Raw genomic sequence first — 18,904 nt, forward strand, 5'->3', positions numbered from 1 at the left:
CGGATCATTCCCGCCTATTTCGGGAAATCGAGTCCCATTTCGCGGTAGCGCTCGGGATCATCAGCCCAATTCTCACGCACTTTTACGAAAAGGAACAAATGCACCGTCTGCTCGGTGGCTTCCATGATTTCCTTACGCGCGGCGCTGCCGATCGCCTTGATGGTGCGTCCGCCCTCGCCGATGACGATTTTCTTGTGGCCCTCGCGCATGACATAAATCGTCTGTTCGATGCGCGCCGAGCCATCCGGCATGTCTTTCCAAAGCTCCGTCTCGACCGTTGATTGATAGGGTAATTCGTCGTGCAGCCGTTCGAAGATTTTTTCGCGCGTGATTTCGGCGGCGAGGGAGCGCAAGGGCGCGTCGGAGATCTGGTCTTCCGGGTAGAGCCACGGCCCCGGCCGCATCATGGCGCCGAGCGCGGCTCTCAGTTTTGGCACGCCATGCCCGCGCAGCGCGGAAATCATGAATGTGTCGGCAAATGACAGCTCGCCGTTGAGCCGGGCGGCCAATTCGAGAAGTTTCGGCGGCTCGACCGTATCGATCTTGTTGAGGACAAGAATTTTGGCGCCGCCGACTTGCGGCAGCCGCGCCAGAATGGCCTCGACCTCGTCGTCGACGCCTTTGCGCGCATCAACCAGGAGGGCGACCGCATCGGCGTCCCCCGCCCCGCCCCAGGCGGACGTCACCATCGCGCGGTCGAGCCTTCGCTTCGGCGCGAAAATTCCCGGCGTGTCGACAAAGACGATCTGCGCCATCCCCTCGATGGCGATGCCGCGCACGAGGCTGCGCGTCGTCTGCACCTTGCGCGAAACGATCGAGACTTTCGCTCCGACGAGCTGATTGATCAGCGTCGATTTGCCGGCGTTCGGCGCGCCGATCAGGGCGACAAAGCCACAGCGCGTCTCCTGCGCGCCGTCGGCGCCGCCTCCTGCACCCAAAGCTTCGTTCACGCCACGCCTTTCTGGCCGCCGGATTCATTGATGTTTTCACGCGCCATGAAGGCCGCGGCGGCCGCCTGCTCGGCGAGCCGCTTCGCCAAACCCTTCGCCTCGGCTTTCGCGTAGCCTGGGATTTCGACGCAGATGGTAAATTCCGGCGCGTGGTCTGGGCCCTCGCGCGCCGTCTGGCGATAAGAGGGAGGCGGCAGGCCGCGGGCCTGCGCCCACTCCTGCAACGCCGTCTTCGGGTCGCGCAATGGCCGGCGCGGCGAGCGCATCCGTGGTTCAAACGCGCGCGTGACGACAGCTTTCGCCGCCGCATAGCCCGCGTCGAGAAAGACCGCCCCGATGATTGATTCGCATATATCGCCGAGTATCGCCGTGTTCACGGCGGGGCTCTGCTTCTCGCTATCGCCGAGGCGCACGAAGGCCTGCGCACCCCATTCCAGCGCGACTTCCGCGCAACTCTCCTTGCGCACGAGGTCGGCAAGGCGGCGCGACAATTCGCCCTCATCTGCGTCCGGGAAAGCTTCATAGAGCATTTGCGCGACGACGAGGCCAAGGACGCGATCGCCGAGAAATTCCAGCCTTTGATAGGTCTCTCGCTTGGCGCCCGCCGCCGCGCTGACATGCGTCAGGGCGGCGGTGATAAGACCGCCCGCGTCGAAATGATGCCCGATGCGCGCCTCGAGCGCGCTTACGTCCGGCTGCCGGCCCGTCATCTACTTCACAGGTTTCAACATCCGATCCCAGCGGACGGTCCAGGGCCATTCCCAGAACGCCCAGGCGGGTTCTCCCTTGCCGACGGAAAAGAAGATCAACTCGGCGCGGCCGACGAGATTTTGGAACGGCACATAGCCGACGCCGCCTTGATCCGGCGAAACACGACTGTCGGTCGAATTGTCGCGATTGTCACCCATCATGAAATAGTTATTCGGCGGCACCACGAACACTGGCGTATTGTCGTTGAAGCCGGTATCGCCCTGAATTTCGATGATCGTGTGCTTGACGCCGCCGGGGAGCGTTTCCTCATAGGTCGGAACGTCGGTCTCGCGGCCATAGAAATCTTCCGTATGCGCTTTGGCGATCGGCGTGCGGGGGACCAGTTCGTCATTGATATAGAGGCGCCCTTCCTTCATCTGGATTCTGTCGCCGGGCAGACCGATCACGCGCTTGATGTAGTCGGTCGTTCCATCGCGGGGCAGCTTGAACACCACGACGTCTCCCCGCTTTGGCGCGGAGCCCATGATGCGCCCTTTGAAGAGATCGGGGCTGAACGGGAAGGAATGATCCGAATAGCCATAGGCATATTTAGAGACGAACAGATAATCTCCGATAAGCAGCGTCGGTATCATCGACCCTGATGGAATGTTGAAGGGCTGGAACAGAAAAGTCCGCACGACGAGAGCGATCAGCAGAGCCTGGACGACGACCTTGATCGTCTCGCCAATGCCGCCTTCCTTCGCCTGGGGCTTGAGCTTAGCCCCTTTTCCGTCCAACCGCGCAGGCTCTGTCATCTCAACTTTTCTCTCTTCTGGGCAATTTGGAGCGAACCTTCCAAACGGTTCGCCTGCAACTGAGGCGCTTAGAGCATATTCCGATCAGATCGGTTTGATCTGATCGACAAGAATATGCTCAAGCTTTTGGATCTTGAGCGATTTCTGATCGATCGAATGACTCCATTCGATCGGAAAGCGCTCTAGACTGAAAAGGCCGTTTCCGCCGGCCTGGCTCTCGAAAATCGGTGAAAATCGCAGCGAAACCAGGCCAGAAGCCTCGCTCCTTATCATGCAGCGAAACGGCGGTACAGGGCGCGCCGGGCAAATGCCGAAAAGTTGCAGATTTTTCGGCGCGCTCGGCGAAACCTCGGCTCAGGCCTCGTAGATCGCCGATTCGGGAGGGGTCAGAACCGCATCCGGATCTTCACGCGCCTCGATGATGACATGCGCCTGCGCCCACGGATATTCGTCCGTGAGCGTCAGATGCAGCACGGCGCGAAAGCCCCTTGGCGTCAAGGTTTCCAGCCGCTTCGCAGCGCCTCCGGTCAAATTCAGGGTCGGCTGACCCGAGGGAAGATTGACGACGCCCATTTCCCGCCAGGCGACGCCAAAGCGCAGTCCCGTGCCAAGCGCCTTCGCGCAAGCCTCCTTCGCGGCGAAACGCTTGGCGTAGGAGGCCGCCCGCCCCGCCCTGCCGTCGGATTTGCGGCGCTCGACGTCGGTGAAGCAGCGGTTGGTGAAGCGCTCGCCGAAGCGCGCCAGCGAATCCTCAATGCGGCGAATGTCGCAAAGATCATTGCCTAACCCTATGATCATTGCATCAATCCGCCTCAAGCCGCCCTTGCCCGCCCGGCGTCCATCGCCGCGCGCATGCGCTCGATCGCCGCCCCAAGCCCGATGAAAATCGCCTCGCTGACGAGATAATGTCCGATATTCAATTCGGCAATTTCCGGCAGCGCCGAAATCGCCTCGGCGGTGATGAAATCGAGGCCGTGGCCGGCATGACATTCGATAGCGAGATGGTCGGCCAGCGTCGCGGCTGCCTTGATCCGGGCGAATTCATGATCGGCCCGCTCGATCTCGCCGTGAGCGAGAGCGTCGCACCAGGCGCCGGTATGCAATTCGACGACCGGCGCGCCGATCGAGCGCGCCGCCTCGACGGCCCTGCGTCCCGGCTCGATAAACAGAGAGACGCGCACGCCGGCTCTCGCAAGCTCCGCCGTGACGAGCTTCAAATGATCATGTCCGTCATGGACGTTGAGGCCGCCTTCTGTCGTGCGTTCGCTGCGCCGCTCCGGCACCAGACAGCAGGCGTGAGGCCGCGTCTCCAGCGCGATCGAGACCATGTCGTCGGTCGCCGCCATCTCGAAATTCAGCGGCGCCGAAATTTCCCGCCTGAGGCGCGCCATGTCGTCGTCGCGGATGTGGCGGCGATCCTCGCGCAAATGCGCGGTTATGCCGTCCGCGCCCGCCGCGATTGCGACCAGAGCCGCGCGCAGGGGATCGGGAAAAGCGCCGCCGCGCGAATTACGCAGGGTCGCAACATGATCGACGTTGACGCCGAGACGGGGACGATGGGTCATGGGTGCCGGCTTTGTGCTGATTTGGATGCGCTTTTGCTGTGAGCGCATGCGCTTATCACGAAAAACCGCCTCCGGCATCCCTCGAAGACGATTGGGGCTCGCGTTGACGCTCCCGCGATCGGCGCCGAGTTCTTTGGCCACATCGAGCCGGCGGAGCGAGCCATTCCCGGCAAGCGCGCGTTTACATGACGCCTAGCCGTTGACCCGCTCGACTTTGCTGACAACCGACCGCGAACGTAAATTCGAAATGATCGCATTAAGGTGCTTCAAGTCGTTGACCTCGAGGTCGATGGTCATTTCGCGGAAATCCGCCGAGAGTGGGCGGAAGACGATATTGTCGATATTGGCGGCGTGATCGCCGATCACGCTCGAAATCGTGCCGAGCGCGCCGGGCTCATTGATCGCCGTGATGACGATGCGCGCCGGAAAGAACTCGTGCCGTCCTTCGTCTATGTCCCACCGCACGTCCAGCCAGCGCTCCGGCTGTTCGTCAAAGGCGGTGAGCGCCGGCGACTGAATCGGATAGATCGTTATGCCTTCGCCGGGCGTCAGAATGCCGACGATGCGGTCGCCCGGCACGGCGCCGCCGTTCGGCGCGAAGCGCACAGGCAGATCGCCCTGCAGGCCTCGAATAGGGATGGAGTTCTGATTTTGCTCATAGCCGCCCTCGCCCGGAATTTTGAAAACGAGGCCGGCGCCCTTCTTCATGCCGAACCAGCCGGGTTCTCCGCGCGGACGCGCTTGCGCCGTCTTGCGCTCCTCCATGAATTCCGGATAGACGGCCTTGACGACATCGCCGGAAAACATCTCGCCACGGCCGACCGCTGCAAGGACATCCTCGACGCTTGCGCGAGCCAGCCGGGGCAATACAGCCTTGAGCTTGTCTTCCGCGTAAGGTTTGCCCGCCCGCTCGAAGGCGCGCGTGACGATCTGGCGCCCGAGTCCCGCATATTGCGAACGCACCGCCTCGCGCGTCGCCCGCCGGATCGCAGAACGCGCCTTGCCCGTGACGACGAGGCCCTCCCAGGCAGCGGGAGGAACCTGTCCCTCGGCCCGCGCGATCTCGACCTCGTCGCCGTTCTGCAGCTCCGACAGAAGCGGCGCGTGCAAGCCGTTGATCTTGGCGCCAACGGCGGAGTCGCCGACGTCGGTATGGACCGCATAGGCGAAATCGATCGGCGTCGCGCCGCGCGGCAGAGCGATCAGTCGGCCTTTCGGAGTGAAGCAGAAAACCTGGTCATGAAATAATTCGAGCTTTGTATGCTCCAAAAACTCCTCGGGCGTATCGCCTTCGGCCAGCATTTCGATGGTCCGCCGCAGCCATTGATAGGCGCGGCTCTCCCCCGTCAGCGTCTCGCGGTCCGCGGCGACCCCGTCTTTATAAAGCGCATGCGCGGCGATGCCGTTACGGGCGATGTCCTGCATCGTTTCCGTGCGCACCTGAAGCTCGACGCGCTGCCGGCCGGGACCGACGACCGTCGTATGGATCGACTGGTAATCATTCTGCTTCGGCGTCGAAATATAGTCCTTGAAGCGGCCCGGGACGACGGCCCATTTGGTATGAACGACGCCGATGACGCGATAACAGTCCTCGACGCTTTGCACGACGACCCTGAATCCGAAGATATCGGACAATTGCTCGAAGGCGATCGATTTGCGCTCCATCTTGCGCCATACCGAATAGGGCTGCTTCTGGCGCCCTTCGACATGGGCCTTGATGCCGCGGGCGGCGAGTTCGTCGGCGAGCTCCCTTTCGATCGTCGCAATGATCTTGCCATTCTTCTGGCGAAGATCCTCGAGGCGCGTCTGGATCATCGCATAGGCGTCCGGCATCAGATGCTTGAAGGAAAGATCCTCAAGCTCATCGCGCATGCCCTGCATGCCCATGCGGCCGGCGAGGGGCGCATAGATATCCAGCGTTTCCTCAGCGATGCGCGCGCGCTTTTCCGCCGGCACGAAATGCAACGTCCGCATATTGTGAAGGCGATCGGCGAGCTTGACGAGAAGCACCCGAACGTCTTCCGCGACGGCGAGCAGGAGCTTGCGAAAATTCTCCGCATGCGCCGCCCGTTTCGAGACGAGATCGAGCTTTTTCAGCTTGGTCAGACCATCGACCAGGCGGCCAATATCCGGGCCGAACAGCCGGTCGATTTCCTCCCGCGTCGAGTCTGTGTCCTCGATCACGTCATGCAGCACGGCGGAGACGATCGTCGCATCGTCGAGCTTCATGTCGGTCAGGATTGCGGCGACTTCGAGCGGGTGCGAAAAATAAGGGTCCCCGGACGCGCGCTTCTGCGCGCCATGCGCCTTCATGGCGTAGACATAGGCGCGGTTGAGCAATACTTCGTCGGCTTGCGGATTATACCGCCGCACCCGGTCGACGAGTTCATATTGCCGCATCATGGTTCGAACGGACCCGTCGCGTTGAAGCAATGAGGAAAGACGGCGTATCGGAGAATCGGCGTATCGAGCCGGCCGTCGCGCCCAACGCTGCCGAGCAATGAGCGCCGGCGCAGGCTTTGCTGTTCCCGATGAGCCGAACACAACGCGTGTTTCTCAAACAATATATCTTAAAACATGTCCAGTCTTGGCAAAAATCTGGAAAGAGCGGCGACAAGCGCCTGTTTTGTCGCGCGATTGTGGAGGCGCCCCGCAGGTTTGAAGGAGACGGAGGCCTGTCTCTTCTGCGTCCGCCGGCCGTCTCTGAGGCCGCGCCGGAACAACCGGGGCAGATACAACCAGACCCTCCGCCTCCAGCTCAGCCAGAACTGTTCGTCACGCAACTGTCACGAAAACGGGCGTTGATCATCTTCGCGGCCGCAAACCGGGCGGGTCCACGGGGATTAGTTTATGACGCCCGTGCGACATTCTTCGCAGCGGCCGCGCGCTGTAAAAGCCTGGGAGATTTCTTTAGCGACTCGCGCGGCGCGGCCGGTGGCGAGCGCTACTCGCCTTCGTCCTCTGTCTCAGCCGGAGGCACGAGCCCTTCGAGGCCGCGCAGGAGATCTTCCTCGGTCATCCGGTCGAACTGAATGTCTCCGGCGGCGTCGGAGCGCGAGTCCTGCTGCGCCGACGACAGGGCGGGCACCGCCTCGAGTTCGGGCTCATCCACCTCAACATGCTTCTGCAGCGACTGGATGAGATCTTCCTTGAGATCGTCAGGCGTCAAAGTCGAATCGGCAATTTCGCGCAAAGACACGACGGGATTCTTGTCATTATCACGGTCTACCGTGATATGACTTCCAGCTGCGATCATGCGCGCCCGATGGCTCGCGAGGAGCACGAGCTCAAACCGGTTTTCGACCTTGTCGACGCAATCTTCAACGGTGACGCGGGCCATAGAACGCTCGCTCCTTCGTTCGAGACAATTTGGGGATTAAAGTTGATCTATCCCCGAACGCGCACCGGTGGCAAGCGCAATCTTGATAGGACAACCTTAAGCGGAACAGGCGCGCTGGACGAAAGCCTCATTATGGGCCTTAAATAAAAATATTTTGTCGTTTAGGACGCGATTTGGTCATGATCGTGCGTATGCTTAAGCTCGGGCGACGAAATGATTAACAATGACCGTGCGTGACCATTGGAGTGTAGTGTTAACGCCCTATTTAGAGGTATAAACAAAGGGCGCGGCTCTCTTCGCCGGTGATTTTTTTCCTAAAAGCCGTTCAAAGAAGCCGATTTTTGCGCTTCATGCGCGAAATAGACCTACCGACAAATGGTCGAGGCGCTTAAGCGGCCCGTTAAGAAAATTCGGTCTGGGTTCATCAATTTTTATTAAATTTTGTGGGAACCCTTCACACGCCTCAATAATTGAATTACGCCTACTTAGGCGCGTATAAAAAAACGCCGAGCATTTTTGAATTTTGCCTCAGGATCTGAGTTCGAATGAGCGAAAAAACGGAACCCAATGATTTTGAAGAGTACACATATGGCTGACCAGGAGCGAATAGCGCTTTTCATCGACGGCGCCAACCTATACGCGACGGCTAGAACGCTCGGATTTGATATCGATTACAAGCGTCTATTAAAGGAATTTCAAAGTAGAGGCAAACTGATCAGGGCTTTCTACTATACGGCTCTGGTTGAAGATCAGGAATATTCTTCCATTCGCCCGCTCGTTGATTGGCTGGATTATAATGGCTATTCCGTCGTGACGAAGCCAGCCAAAGAATTTGTGGACTCGCTTGGCCGCCGTAAGGTCAAGGGCAATATGGATATCGAACTCGCCGTCGACGCGATGGAGATGGCGGAGCATCTTGACCATATCGTGCTGTTTTCCGGCGACGGCGATTTCCGCTCCCTCGTTGAAGCCGTCCAGAGAAAAGGCGTGCGCGTCTCCGTCGTCTCGACGAATGCCACCCAGCCAGCGATGGTGGCGGACGAACTGCGCCGACAAGCGGATGAGTTTATCGACATCATCCATCTCGCCGCGAAAATCGGGCGTGATTCCGGCGAACGGGGCGAGCGGCAGCATAGGCCGGCTCAGGATCGCCGGACTGCGCCGGTCGAACAGTTCGATTCGGCACTGGCGGACGACCGTCTGGAGTGAGCGCGGACACTTCGGCTCTCCAATCGCCGTCGCGTCACGCCAGAAGCGAGCCAGGCCCCAATTGTCCCCGCTGTCCGCGCCTTGTCGCTTTCCGTCAGTCCGTCCGGGTCGCGGAGCCGACGTGGCATAACGCGCCGGTCGCCACCTTTGGCGATCCCATTGCGCGGGCGCTCATCGTCGGGCTGGCGCCCGGACTTAGAGGCGCCAACCGGACGGGACGTCCTTTCACCGGAGATTTCGCCGGCGATCTGCTTTACGCCACCCTGCTCGAATTTGGTTTCGCAGAAGGGATTTATCGCGCCAGCGCAGACGACGGCCTGCGCCTCAGGGACTGCGCCATCAGCAACGCCGTACGTTGCGTGCCGCCCCAAAACAAGCCGACGACTCAGGAAATCGCGGCCTGCCGGCCCTTTCTTAAGGCGACGATCGAGGATCGCCCCGAGCTTCGCGTTATCGTCGCGCTCGGCCGCGTGGCGCATGAGTCGGTCCTGCGCGCAGCGGGGATGAAATTATCCTCCTTCGCATTCGCGCATGGCGCGACGCATGATCTGTGGTGGCCGGAGGGCGCGCCGGTCCGTCTTTTCGACAGCTATCATTGCTCGCGTTACAACACCAACACAGGCGTTTTGACGCCTTTGATGTTTCGCGAGGTCTTCGCGGCGGTGCGACGCCGGATCGACGAGTTGGGGTAGGCTTTCAAAAAAAGCGGCGCGGCTGCCCTCAGGCCGCTTCTTTCTCAATCAGAATCTCGGAGGACGCCTTCGGCTCGGCGGGTGCGCCCACCCACTCCGAATGCGGCGGGATTTGTTCGCCCTTCATCACCAAGGTCAGAGGCCCAAGCCTGGCGTAATCTGCGACATAGGTATCGTAAAGAACCGTCGAGCCAGCGCCGACCGTGACTCCGGCGCCTATGACGACGCGGCCGACTTTCATCACGCGGTCTTCGTAAAGATGCGTCTGCAAAGCCGATATCGCATTCAGCGAGGCGAAGTCGCCGACGCTGACGCAGTCGAATTCGGTGATGTCGGTCATGTCCATGTAGACGCCCCGCCCGAATTTCGAGCCAAACAGGCGCATCATCCAGGGCAGGAAAGGCGTGCCGCGCAAATGGTCGAGCAGCACCTTGCCGGCCATGCCCCAATAGATCACGGCGACGGCCTCGGTGCGCATCGCCCACCAGGACCACATCGGCCGCACCATCGGTTCATAGCGTCCCATGGTGAGCCATTTCAGCACGATGACGACAATCGTCAGGGCGAGGCAGATGGCGATTGAAGACACGGTGAACTGGAGGAGCACAAGAGCGTAATCGCCATCGAGCACGCTGGCGCTGAACCATTCGACCGCCCAGGTGCCGAAGGTAATGAACAGCATGGTCGGCATGGAGATCGTGACGGCCTCGAAACAGGCGCGCAGGAATTTCTTCCAGGGCGGCGCTTCATAGGTCCAATTCGATCCGCCGGCGTCGAATTTCTGGCGGACGGGCAGTTTGATCGGCGGCGAACCGAACCAGGTGTCGCCTTCATTCATCAGATGGTTGGCGGGCGGTTTCGATTTGATGCCGATGAGAGCGTTGGCCGGAATGTCGCTGCCTGTCGGCACCACCGCGCTATTGCCGACGAAAACCCGCGGCCCTGTCCTGACGCGACGCAGGAACATCCAGCCATTGCGGATTTCCTCATCGCCGAGCACGACTTCATCGGCGATGAAGTTTTTCTCGCCGATCTCGACGAGATCATAACGGCCGGAGAGATTGGTCGAGATCTCGGCGTCCTTGCCGATTTTGGCGCCCATCAGACGATACCAGGCGCGCATATAGACCGTGGCGTAAAGCGAGGACAACGTCTCGAGCGTGATCTCGGTCGCGAAGGTGACGGCCCATTTGCGCAGATAGAACCAGGAATGGACGGAATAGCGCCCTTCCCGCACGCGCGGCAGAATGATCCAGCGGCAGGCCGCGATGAAGCCGACCGTGACGAGGACCATCACGAATGCGGTCGGCCAGGCCATGATCGGAATCGAGGCCATATAAAGCGTGCGGTCGATGTCGGCGATGCCGACCATATCGTCGATTCTGTCGAATACCCAGAAAGCCGGAAAAATCGGCAGCAGACCGAGCGGCGGAATGGCGAGGAGCAAAATGAGGTAAACGCCCGCCATGATGAATTTGCGCGGTTTGGACGCCGTCGAAGGCGCGTCAAGTTCGGTCCGGTCGACGACGCCAATCTTGCGCGCGGGCGAGCCGTCCCAGCTTTCCCAGGCGCCGATGCGACCGCCCGAACCCACAGATGTCAAATCGCCGATTTCCGCGCCTGCGCCGATGACGACGTCTTCTTCGATCACGCAGGACGAGCCGATATAAGCTTCATCGCCGATCGTGATCGCGCCGATGACGAGTTCATTGCCCTCGACGCGGGCGTTGGCGAGATTGGCGATCGAGCCGATGCTCGCGCCGGCGCCGAACGAGACAAGGTCGATCGCGCCGGCGTCGACCTCGCCGATCATCGCGTCTTTACCGACCTTGGCGCCGAGCGCGCGCAAATAGAAGCGCATGAAAGGCGAGCCCTGGAACCATTTGATATGGATCAGGCCCATAAAGCGCCGGGCGAGCCACCAGCGATAGTAATAGACGCCCCATAATGGATAGCGCCCCGGCCGGGTGCGCCCGATGATGAGCCATTTCGCGGCGATGACGATCGCGACCGTCGCAATGTTAATGCACATATAGACGGTGACGAGCGAGATGATTTCCTCGGCCAGCGTGGCGTCGGCGCCGGTCAGCAGCATGTAGCTGACGAAAACGCCGAGCCATTGCACGGTGACAAGCCCAAGGATGACCGGCAGGGCGACGGCCTGCGCGAGCCCGCAGAGGAAGCGTCGCAGCAGGGGCGGCGGAGAAAAGCCGAGATCTTCGGGCCCCGCGAGATGCGCCCATTTGCTGTCGAGCAGTTCGCCGATCGCGCGCAGCGAGCGCGCCGAATAGACATCCTGCAAGGTGATGCGGGCGAGCGCCGGCGTCTTGCGGACGATTGAGATGAATCGCGCCGCCAGCAGCGAATGGCCGCCGAGATCGGTGAAGAAATCAGCGTCGAAAGGAATCGCCTGCGGCGGCAGCACGTCTTTGGCGGCGGCGAGAAGGCTCGCTTCCGTTGGCGTGCGCGGATCTTCCTGAGCGTCGCCGCCGTCGGTTTCGGACAGGGCAATAAGCTTCAAGGCCTTGCGGTCGACCTTGCCAGAGGACAGCTTCGGCACTGTCTCGATCGTCTCGAAGCGCGAGGGCACCATATAGGCCGGCAGGCTCGCGCGCAGCGCGCTGCGCAAAACGCGCGTTTCGAGTACCTCGCCCTGCACGGGCACGACAAAGGCCACGAGCTGTTCGATGCCGTGATCGCTGCGCAACACAACGGCGGCGTGCGCGACGCCCTCAATGTCGCCGAGCTTGGCCTCGATCTCGCCGAGTTCGACGCGGAAACCGCGCACCTTGACCTGATCGTCGATGCGGCCGCGAAACAGAAGTTCGCCGTTCTCGTCGATCGCCACGGCGTCGCCGGAGCGATAGAGCACGGGATCGTCCGCCTCGGTGGTGAAAGGATTGGCGATGAATTTGTCGGCCGTCAGCTCGGGACGCCGAAGATAGCCCCTCGCGACGCCCGGACCGCCAATAAGGAGTTCGCCTTCGACGCCCGGCTCCAGCAGATTCAGCTGATCATTGACGACATAGCACGAGTAATTCGGGATCGGCCGCCCGATGGTGACAGGCGTCCCCGGCGTCACTTCGGCCACTGTCGCGACAACCGTCGCCTCGGTCGGACCATAGGAATTGAAAATCCGGCGCCCTGGCCTGCACCAGCGGTTGGCGACCGCCGGAGGACAGGCCTCTCCGCCAAGAATGATGATGCGCAAGGTGGAGACGTCGCGGGGCAAAAGGGCCAGAAGAGTCGGCACCGTGTCGAGCGCCGTGACGCCATTCGCTTCCATAATCTCGGGCAATTTTTCCGCTTCGCCCAAAACCTCGGGCGTCGCCACAAAGAGGCTCGCTCCGACGAGATAAGGAACCCAGATCTCTTCCATCGACAGGTCGAAGGCGACCGAGGCGCCCTGAAAGACGACATCGCTGGCGCTGAGGCCGTAAACCTCGTTGGCGGCGCGCAAATAGTGACAGATATTGCGCCCCGAGATGACGATCCCTTTCGGCGTTCCCGTCGAGCCCGAGGTATATATGAGGTAGGCGGGCGAATCGGGCGTCGCGCCGAGCGCGCGGGCGTCGACCCTCTTCGCATCGGAAGGATCAATAAGATCGCGAAACGTCCAGCTCGGACATGGCATGCGCTCGCCGAGCTTTTCGGCGAAATCCGGCGAGGTGACGATGGCTTTCGCTTCGGCGTCGTCAAGACAGACGGCGATTCGTTCGACGGGCGCGTCGCCGTCGAATGGCAGCCACGCCGCCCCGACCTTGGCGATGGCGAGCTGACCGATCAGAAGATCGGGGCCTCGCGCCATCCAGAGGCCCGCCACATCGCCCGGGCGCAACCCTTTGCGGACAAGCCCGCGGGCGATGGCCTCCGCTTTGGCGTCGACTTCGCCATAAGAGAGTTTGCCGTCACGGGTCACCAGTGCGACGGCGTCCGGATCAGCCGCCACCGTTGCGGCGAAGATTTCACTCAGCAATTCGTCGCGAATCAGGTGAGGCGCCTGCGGGCCGCGCAGGACGGAGCGCCAGCCTAGCTCTTCGAGGCTCTCACTGCGAGGAAAGAGGGCCTTCGCGGTCGCCGCGCCAAGCGACATCTTCGATCCTGTTTCAGTCATTGCGCCGGAACTCTTCCATGGCATTTAAAAGTGAAGCAGTTCCAAATTTCGATTGCGCATATTGTGCATTGAAACGCTGGCGACGCCGGACAGGCGGTGCTCCCTCGATCGCGCGACGCCGCCGGTTTCCAGGCAGGCTCGCGCTTCGAGTTGTTGTACTCCTAATGTGAGAGTCTAGCCTGAATGAGGCATGAACGGCAAACGTCCAGTTCTCCAAGCGTCAGCGTAACGGGCGGCGGCGGCGCGCCCGCCTCTTAGTCCTTGCCGAGAGCGGCGATGTCGGGGGCCGCCGGATTTTTCATGCCGACGATATGATAGCCCGCGTCGACGTGGAGAATCTCGCCGGTGACGCCACGCGCCATTGGCGACAGCAAAAAGACGGCGCTTTCGCCGACTTCTTCAATGGTTACAGAGCGCCGGAGCGGAGCGTTATATTCGTTCCATTTCAGGATATAGCGGAAATCGCCGATCCCCGAGGCCGCGAGCGTTTTGATGGGACCGGCCGAAATGGCGTTGATGCGGATATTCTTCTCGCCGAGGTCGGCGGCGAGGTAACGCACGCTCGCCTCGAGGGCCGCCTTCGCGACGCCCATCACATTATAATGGGGCATCCATTTTTCGGCGCCGTAATAGGTCAAGGTCAGCATCGAGCCGCCATGCGCCATGAGCTTTTCGGCGCGTTGCGCCACGGCTGTAAAGGAGTAGCAGGAGATCAACAGGGAGTTGCTGAAATTTTCGGCCGTGGTGTCGACGTAGCGGCCGGTCAACTGATCCTTGTCGGAAAAGGCGACGCAATGGACGATGAAATCAAGGCTTCCCCAACTCCGCTCGATTTCCGCGAAGGCCGCGTCGAGCGTCGCGGCGTCAGTGACGTCGCAATGGCCAAGCACAATGCCGCCCAACTCGGCCGCGAGGGGCCGGACTCTCTTTTCCAGTGATTCTCCCTGGAAGGTGAAGGCAAGTTCCGCGCCGGCCTCATAGGCCGCCTTGGCGATGCCCCAGGCGATTGAGCGATTGTTGGCGAGCCCAAGTACCAAGCCGCGTTTGCCCGCCAGAATGCCGGATCGCGTCACAGCATGGGTCAATGCTTCCGGTTGCGTCATTCTCGATCCGGATGTGATAATGAGGAATGCGATCGATGGAACGGCCGCTGTGTCAGCCGCGTTTAAGGACTATCCTTCTTGAAAGCAAGGTTCGCGAACGCGGAAGTTGCTGAAGCTCGCGGTTGGACAATCAAAATTTATTTCGTCCATAGCCAGAAAGCGCGACCGGCATTAGTATTTGTGTGATGGGAGAAGAGTCGGAAGCGCCATGTTGGCGTGGGCTATGGAGCGCGAAGTGGGTTTGCGAGAGGATCTGAATTTGCTTGCGCCGCGGCTGCGCCGCTATGCGCGAGCCCTCGTCGCCGGACATCCAGGTCCAAACGAGATCGCCGACGCCTTCGTCGGCAGCGTCTTGCGGCGGGCGCTGGACGCAGGGTTGTCGCAAACTGCGCCGGACGCGGATCTTTTGGCCTATTCCATTCTGGTCGACACGCATCGCGAGCATCATCGCGTCGCGGGCCCCGGAGCCCCGAGTTTCGGCGCTCCGGCCCATGGCTCCAGCGCCCTCATCAAGACAGGCGGTTCGTACGCGACTGATCTGCATGCGCCCGATAAGCTCGCCAACGTTTTCATCTCAAACGACAATCTTTCCAGCGCGCTGTCGGCGCTGAAGCTGGAGGAGCGGGAAGCGCTGCTGCTCGTCAGCCTTGAAGGCTTCACCTATGCCGAGGTGGCGCGAATTCTGAAAATCTCCCGCCCCATTTTGATCGCGCGTCTTTCGAGGGCCCGCGAAAGACTGCCGAAAAACCTGCAGGGACGCCTTCCCGCCCGGGCCAAACCCCGCCCGACCCATCTGCGGGTGGTCAAATAGAAGGCGCCCTGGCGTGAGCGGCTCTTTGCCTCCGATCAGCGACGAAGACCTTCATGGCTTCGTCGATGGAGAAATTCCGCCTGAGCGACGTCGCGCCGTCGAGGCCTTTCTCGCCTCTTCGCCCGCCGACGTCGAACGCGTCGACAGCTGGCGGCGTCAGGGCGACATCATGCGCGCGGCTTTCGCGCGGGTCGAGGCCGAGTCGCCGCCGCCCTCCCTTTTGCTGCCGAGTCCCGCCCGTAAACGAACCCTCTTCTGTTTGCTTCGGGCGAGCGCCGATCACCCCGCGAACGGCTCTCAAAGCGCTTCAGATTCGTCGGGGTGGCGTGCGGCCGCCGCTGCGATACAGTCCGGCCTGTTCAAACGGCGATCCACGCTCGCAGCCTTCGCGGCAGGAGCAATCACGGCGTTTGCCGGCATATTCATCGCCGATCGTCTTCATGGGCCGCCCTTTTCGGATAACATCCACGCGCCGGCCGCCGACAAAGGCCTGGCCGAGCGCACGCTGTCGGCTCTCTCGGCGTTCAAGCCGTCAAGGATAGCAAACTCATCCAGCGCAGCGGCGGGCAAACCAGCCCTCGCGCCGAATCAAAACACGCTCGTCATTCCCAATCTCTCAGCGGCGGGCCTGACGCTCGTCGGCGTTCGCGCCGCCCCGGGGCTCGCAGGCCCTGAAGCCGACAGCATGCTGTGCCTATTTTACGCCAAGGCGGCAGAGCCGCCCTTCGCGTTATGCGTCGCGCGCGACGGCAACGGCGGCGCGCCGGGTTTCCATATATCCGGCCAATTCCCAGGCAATGGCGGCGCAAGCGTCATTAGCTGGCGCCAGGCGGACGCCGTCTACTCGCTCGCCGGCGCCGTTCCCGAGGCGAAATTGCGAGAGCTCGCCAATCGCGTCAGCGCCGAGGTCGCGGCTTTCGACGCGCGGTGAAAGCCCGCCGCCGCCGCTCCAAAAGCAGCCCGCGATTTCTTTCGCGAAGCCCTTAGAATCCAGAGGCGATCCGAGCCTTTGTCTTCAGAAGCGGATAAGGCATCGCCCTAACAAAATACGATAAGCTTCTAACATGGAAGCGATTTTCTCATTCAGACAGATGAGACAATCGCTCTCCACAGTGCAGCGGCCCGCTTAATTCCAGTTGCGAATGTCGACGAAATGGCCGGCGATCGCCGCCGCCGCAGCCATGGCTGGCGAAACCAGATGGGTGCGCCCGCGAAAACCTTGACGCCCTTCGAAATTGCGATTCGACGTCGAGGCGCAGCGTTCGCCCGGGGCGAGCCGGTCGGGATTCATGGCAAGACACATGGAGCAGCCAGGTTCGCGCCATTCGAATCCCGCCTGTTTGAAGATCACGTCGAGGCCCTCCGCCTCAGCCTGCTGCTTGACGAGGCCGGAGCCTGGCACGACGAGCGCATTGACGCGCGACGAAATATGCTTGCCTTCGATCACTTTCGCTGCGGCGCGCAGATCTTCGAGACGGCCATTGGTGCACGAGCCGATGAAGACGCGATCGATCGCGATGTCGGTGATCTTCTCACCGCCCTTCAGGCCCATATAATCGAGAGCGCGCGCGATCGAGGCGCGTTTGTTCTCGCTCGCGGCCTGATCGGCGCGCGGCACCTCGCCCGTGATCGCGGTGACGTCTTCCGGGCTCGTGCCCCAGGTGACGATCGGAGGCAGGCTGGCGGCGTCAAGCCGCACCTCTTTATCGAAATGCGCGTTCTCATCGGAGCTCAGGGTCTTCCAATAAGCGACGGCGGCGTCCCAGGCCGCGCCCTTCGGCGCCTTCGGCCGGTCTTTGAGATAGGCGAAAGTCTTTTCGTCAGGCGCGATGAGACCGGCGCGCGCGCCGCCCTCGATGGTCATGTTGCAGACCGTCATACGGCCTTCCATCGAGAGCGAACGGATCGCTTCGCCGGCGTATTCGATGACATGGCCGGTGCCGCCGGCGGTGCCGATCTCGCCGATGATCGCCAGCACAATGTCTTTCGCGCTGACGCCGTCCGGCAAAACGCCGTCGATGGTGACGCGCATATTCTTCGCCTTGGACTGGATCAGGGTCTGCGTCGCCAGCACATGCTCGACCTCGGAGGTGCCGATGCCATGCGCGAGCGCGCCGAAAGCGCCATGCGTCGACGTGTGGCTGTCGCCACACACAATGGTTGCGCCCGGCAAGGTAAACCCTTGTTCGGGGCCGATAATATGAACGACGCCCTGACGCGGATCGAGTTCGTTGAAATATTCGACGCCGAACTCTTTCGCGTTGAGCGCGAGCTGCTCCACCTGAACGCGGCTTTCGGGGTCGTCGATGCCCTTCGAGCGGTCGGTCGTCGGAACATTATGGTCGACGACGGCGAGCGTCTTTTCCGGCGCGCGAAGGCGGCGTCCGCTCAGCCGCAAGCCTTCGAAGGCCTGGGGGCTGGTCACCTCATGGACGAGGTGACGATCGACATAAATGAGGGCCGAACCATCTTGAGCCTGATGCACCAGATGATCATCCCAGATCTTGTCGTAAAGCGTACGCGGATGTGCCATTTGACGAACCTATGATGCGCCGGATGCGCGCTTTTGAAAAAAAGTGCTGAAGACGGCAGTTCTTACTCGCAAGATCTGTCGCAGGGAAGTACCCTGCCCTCGATCTTTGATTGCTATATAGGAGCAGAGGACCTAATGCGCCCGTCGGTTGCGCCCTATTTAACGGTATCCCCTGCACTTGCCGCCATCGCCTATTACACCACCGTCTTCGGGGCCACGCAAAAGTCGATCATGCCAGCGTTCGACGGGCTGCGGATCATGCACTGCGAACTGTCGATCAATGGAGGCTCGGTGATGCTCGCCGACGCTTTCCCCGAGCTTGGCCATACCCGCATGCCAATGCCGGGCGAACTCGTCACGGCGTCCGTCAGCCTCGAATATGCAACGGCGAAGGAGGTCGACGATGTTTTCGCCAAGGCCACGAGCCTTGGCGGCAAGGCGGAGACCAGCCCGACCAAATCATTCTGGGGAACGCGGTTCGCGACTTTCCGCGACCCCTTCGGCCATCGCTGGATTTTGAACGGGCCGTTAAAGTAGTTTTCCACCTGGCCCGGGCCGCGCGAGCGACCCGGAGCCTGCAAAAACCTCACTCGGCGGCGGGCGCAGCATCCTTCTTGACCTTGGCGGCGGCCTTGGCTTCCTTTTTCGCCGTTTCGCGGGCGGCCTTGGCGGCGGGAGACTCCATCTTTTCCGCGATGCGGGCCGACTTGCCGCGACGATCGCGTAGATAATAGAGCTTTGCGCGGCGGACCTTGCCGCGGCGGATCACTTTGATTGATTCGATATTCGGCGAGAAAATCGGAAACACGCGCTCGACGCCCTCGCCGTAGGAAATCTTGCGGACCGTGAAGCTCTCATTGAGGCCGCCGCCGGTTCTGGCGATGCAGACGCCTTCATAGGCCTGCACGCGGGTGCGCTCACCTTCCTTCACCTTGACGTTGACGACGACCGTATCGCCCGGCTGGAACTCCGGGATTGTCTTGCCGGCGAGCAGTTTGGCGGCCTGTTCGGCCTCAAGTTCGGCGATGATGTTCATTTGAGTAAAGACCTTGTCCTTCCGCCGGATTTTTCCGGCGAGCGTT

General features: G+C 61.3%; 16 protein-coding genes. 5 read left to right on the top strand and 11 right to left on the bottom strand.

Annotation, left to right across the window (positions count from 1 at the left end; genetic code table 11):
* Window positions 1-14: 14 nt before the first annotated feature.
* The 7 genes from era to rpoZ form a co-directional block, all read right to left on the bottom strand.
* Window positions 15-950, bottom strand: a complete 936-nt coding sequence (era, locus tag SIN04_RS08245; RefSeq protein WP_134488234.1) for a GTPase Era — start codon at window positions 948-950, stop codon at window positions 15-17.
* Window positions 947-1,660 carry a ribonuclease III gene (gene rnc, locus SIN04_RS08250; RefSeq protein WP_134488236.1) on the bottom strand — a complete coding sequence of 238 codons (714 nt, stop codon included), beginning with the start codon at window positions 1,658-1,660 and terminating at the stop codon, window positions 947-949. Before rnc ends, era begins: the two co-directional genes overlap by 4 nt.
* A complete protein-coding gene (gene lepB / locus SIN04_RS08255; RefSeq protein ID WP_134488238.1) occupies window positions 1,661-2,455 on the bottom strand; it encodes a signal peptidase I in 795 nt (264 codons plus the stop codon). It lies immediately after the preceding gene.
* 354 nt (window positions 2,456-2,809) lie between these two features.
* On the bottom strand, window positions 2,810-3,253 hold the full coding sequence (gene acpS / locus SIN04_RS08260; protein WP_134488240.1) for a holo-ACP synthase: 444 nt from the start codon (window positions 3,251-3,253) through the stop codon (window positions 2,810-2,812).
* Window positions 3,254-3,267: 14 nt separating this feature from the next.
* The gene (locus SIN04_RS08265) at window positions 3,268-4,020 is read right to left on the bottom strand and encodes a pyridoxine 5'-phosphate synthase (RefSeq protein WP_134488242.1); all 753 of its coding nucleotides are present in this window, start codon (window positions 4,018-4,020) and stop codon (window positions 3,268-3,270) included.
* 192 nt (window positions 4,021-4,212) lie between these two features.
* Complete coding sequence (locus tag SIN04_RS08270; RefSeq protein ID WP_134488244.1) at window positions 4,213-6,423, bottom strand: RelA/SpoT family protein; 2,211 nt, start codon at window positions 6,421-6,423, stop codon at window positions 4,213-4,215.
* 541 nt (window positions 6,424-6,964) lie between these two features.
* A complete protein-coding gene (rpoZ, locus tag SIN04_RS08275; protein ID WP_134488246.1) occupies window positions 6,965-7,360 on the bottom strand; it encodes a DNA-directed RNA polymerase subunit omega in 396 nt (131 codons plus the stop codon).
* A 588-nt stretch (window positions 7,361-7,948) separates the two neighbouring features.
* Between rpoZ and SIN04_RS08280 the strand changes: the two genes are divergently transcribed.
* Window positions 7,949-8,569: an NYN domain-containing protein gene (locus tag SIN04_RS08280; RefSeq protein WP_134488248.1), complete on the top strand. Its 621-nt coding sequence runs from the start codon at window positions 7,949-7,951 to the stop codon at window positions 8,567-8,569.
* Window positions 8,566-9,261 carry a uracil-DNA glycosylase gene (locus SIN04_RS08285; RefSeq protein ID WP_134488250.1) on the top strand — a complete coding sequence of 232 codons (696 nt, stop codon included), beginning with the start codon at window positions 8,566-8,568 and terminating at the stop codon, window positions 9,259-9,261. Before SIN04_RS08280 ends, SIN04_RS08285 begins: the two co-directional genes overlap by 4 nt.
* A 28-nt stretch (window positions 9,262-9,289) precedes the next feature.
* Here the strand turns inward: SIN04_RS08285 and SIN04_RS08290 are convergent, their stop codons facing one another.
* Window positions 9,290-13,375, bottom strand: a complete 4,086-nt coding sequence (locus tag SIN04_RS08290; RefSeq protein ID WP_341264361.1) for a Pls/PosA family non-ribosomal peptide synthetase — start codon at window positions 13,373-13,375, stop codon at window positions 9,290-9,292.
* Between the two features lie 254 nt (window positions 13,376-13,629).
* A complete protein-coding gene (fabI, locus tag SIN04_RS08295; protein ID WP_134488252.1) occupies window positions 13,630-14,478 on the bottom strand; it encodes an enoyl-ACP reductase FabI in 849 nt (282 codons plus the stop codon).
* A 208-nt stretch (window positions 14,479-14,686) separates the two neighbouring features.
* Here fabI and SIN04_RS08300 point away from each other — a divergent pair, with 208 nt between their 5' ends.
* Together SIN04_RS08300 and SIN04_RS08305 are read left to right on the top strand one after the other, a co-directional pair.
* A complete protein-coding gene (locus SIN04_RS08300; RefSeq protein WP_134488254.1) occupies window positions 14,687-15,289 on the top strand; it encodes a sigma factor-like helix-turn-helix DNA-binding protein in 603 nt (200 codons plus the stop codon).
* A gap of 13 nt (window positions 15,290-15,302) precedes the next feature.
* Window positions 15,303-16,220, top strand: a complete 918-nt coding sequence (locus tag SIN04_RS08305; RefSeq protein ID WP_134488256.1) for an anti-sigma factor family protein — start codon at window positions 15,303-15,305, stop codon at window positions 16,218-16,220.
* Window positions 16,221-16,415: 195 nt separating this feature from the next.
* Here SIN04_RS08305 and leuC read toward each other — a convergent pair whose 3' ends face one another.
* Window positions 16,416-17,822, bottom strand: coding sequence for a 3-isopropylmalate dehydratase large subunit (gene leuC / locus SIN04_RS08310; protein ID WP_341264362.1), 1,407 nt, complete (start codon window positions 17,820-17,822; stop codon window positions 16,416-16,418).
* A gap of 135 nt (window positions 17,823-17,957) precedes the next feature.
* Between leuC and SIN04_RS08315 the strand changes: the two genes are divergently transcribed.
* Complete coding sequence (locus tag SIN04_RS08315) at window positions 17,958-18,359, top strand: VOC family protein (protein WP_341264363.1); 402 nt, start codon at window positions 17,958-17,960, stop codon at window positions 18,357-18,359.
* A gap of 49 nt (window positions 18,360-18,408) precedes the next feature.
* On the opposite strand, the gene rplS is transcribed toward SIN04_RS08315, so the two are convergent.
* The gene (gene rplS / locus SIN04_RS08320; RefSeq protein WP_134488258.1) at window positions 18,409-18,858 is read right to left on the bottom strand and encodes a 50S ribosomal protein L19; all 450 of its coding nucleotides are present in this window, start codon (window positions 18,856-18,858) and stop codon (window positions 18,409-18,411) included.
* Window positions 18,859-18,904: the final 46 nt, after the last annotated feature.

It is taken from the genome of Methylocella tundrae, from assembly GCF_038024855.1.
GTDB lineage: Bacteria > Pseudomonadota > Alphaproteobacteria > Rhizobiales > Beijerinckiaceae > Methylocapsa > Methylocapsa tundrae.

What these genes read in the sequence shown, in the direction of transcription:
- rnc (WP_134488236.1), bottom strand. Translation starts at nt 1,660, where the DNA reads ATGACGGGCCGGCAGCCGGACGTAAGCGCGCTCGAGGCGCGCATCGGG.
- lepB (WP_134488238.1), bottom strand. Translation starts at nt 2,455, where the DNA reads ATGACAGAGCCTGCGCGGTTGGACGGAAAAGGGGCTAAGCTCAAGCCC.
- acpS (WP_134488240.1), bottom strand. Translation starts at nt 3,253, where the DNA reads ATGATCATAGGGTTAGGCAATGATCTTTGCGACATTCGCCGCATTGAG.
- SIN04_RS08265 (WP_134488242.1), bottom strand. Translation starts at nt 4,020, where the DNA reads ATGACCCATCGTCCCCGTCTCGGCGTCAACGTCGATCATGTTGCGACC.
- SIN04_RS08270 (WP_134488244.1), bottom strand. Translation starts at nt 6,423, where the DNA reads ATGATGCGGCAATATGAACTCGTCGACCGGGTGCGGCGGTATAATCCG.
- rpoZ (WP_134488246.1), bottom strand. Translation starts at nt 7,360, where the DNA reads ATGGCCCGCGTCACCGTTGAAGATTGCGTCGACAAGGTCGAAAACCGG.
- SIN04_RS08280 (WP_134488248.1), top strand. Translation starts at nt 7,949, where the DNA reads ATGGCTGACCAGGAGCGAATAGCGCTTTTCATCGACGGCGCCAACCTA.
- SIN04_RS08290 (WP_341264361.1), bottom strand. Translation starts at nt 13,375, where the DNA reads ATGACTGAAACAGGATCGAAGATGTCGCTTGGCGCGGCGACCGCGAAG.
- fabI (WP_134488252.1), bottom strand. Translation starts at nt 14,478, where the DNA reads ATGACGCAACCGGAAGCATTGACCCATGCTGTGACGCGATCCGGCATT.
- SIN04_RS08300 (WP_134488254.1), top strand. Translation starts at nt 14,687, where the DNA reads ATGTTGGCGTGGGCTATGGAGCGCGAAGTGGGTTTGCGAGAGGATCTG.
- leuC (WP_341264362.1), bottom strand. Translation starts at nt 17,822, where the DNA reads ATGGCACATCCGCGTACGCTTTACGACAAGATCTGGGATGATCATCTG.
- SIN04_RS08315 (WP_341264363.1), top strand. Translation starts at nt 17,958, where the DNA reads ATGCGCCCGTCGGTTGCGCCCTATTTAACGGTATCCCCTGCACTTGCC.
- rplS (WP_134488258.1), bottom strand. Translation starts at nt 18,858, where the DNA reads ATGAACATCATCGCCGAACTTGAGGCCGAACAGGCCGCCAAACTGCTC.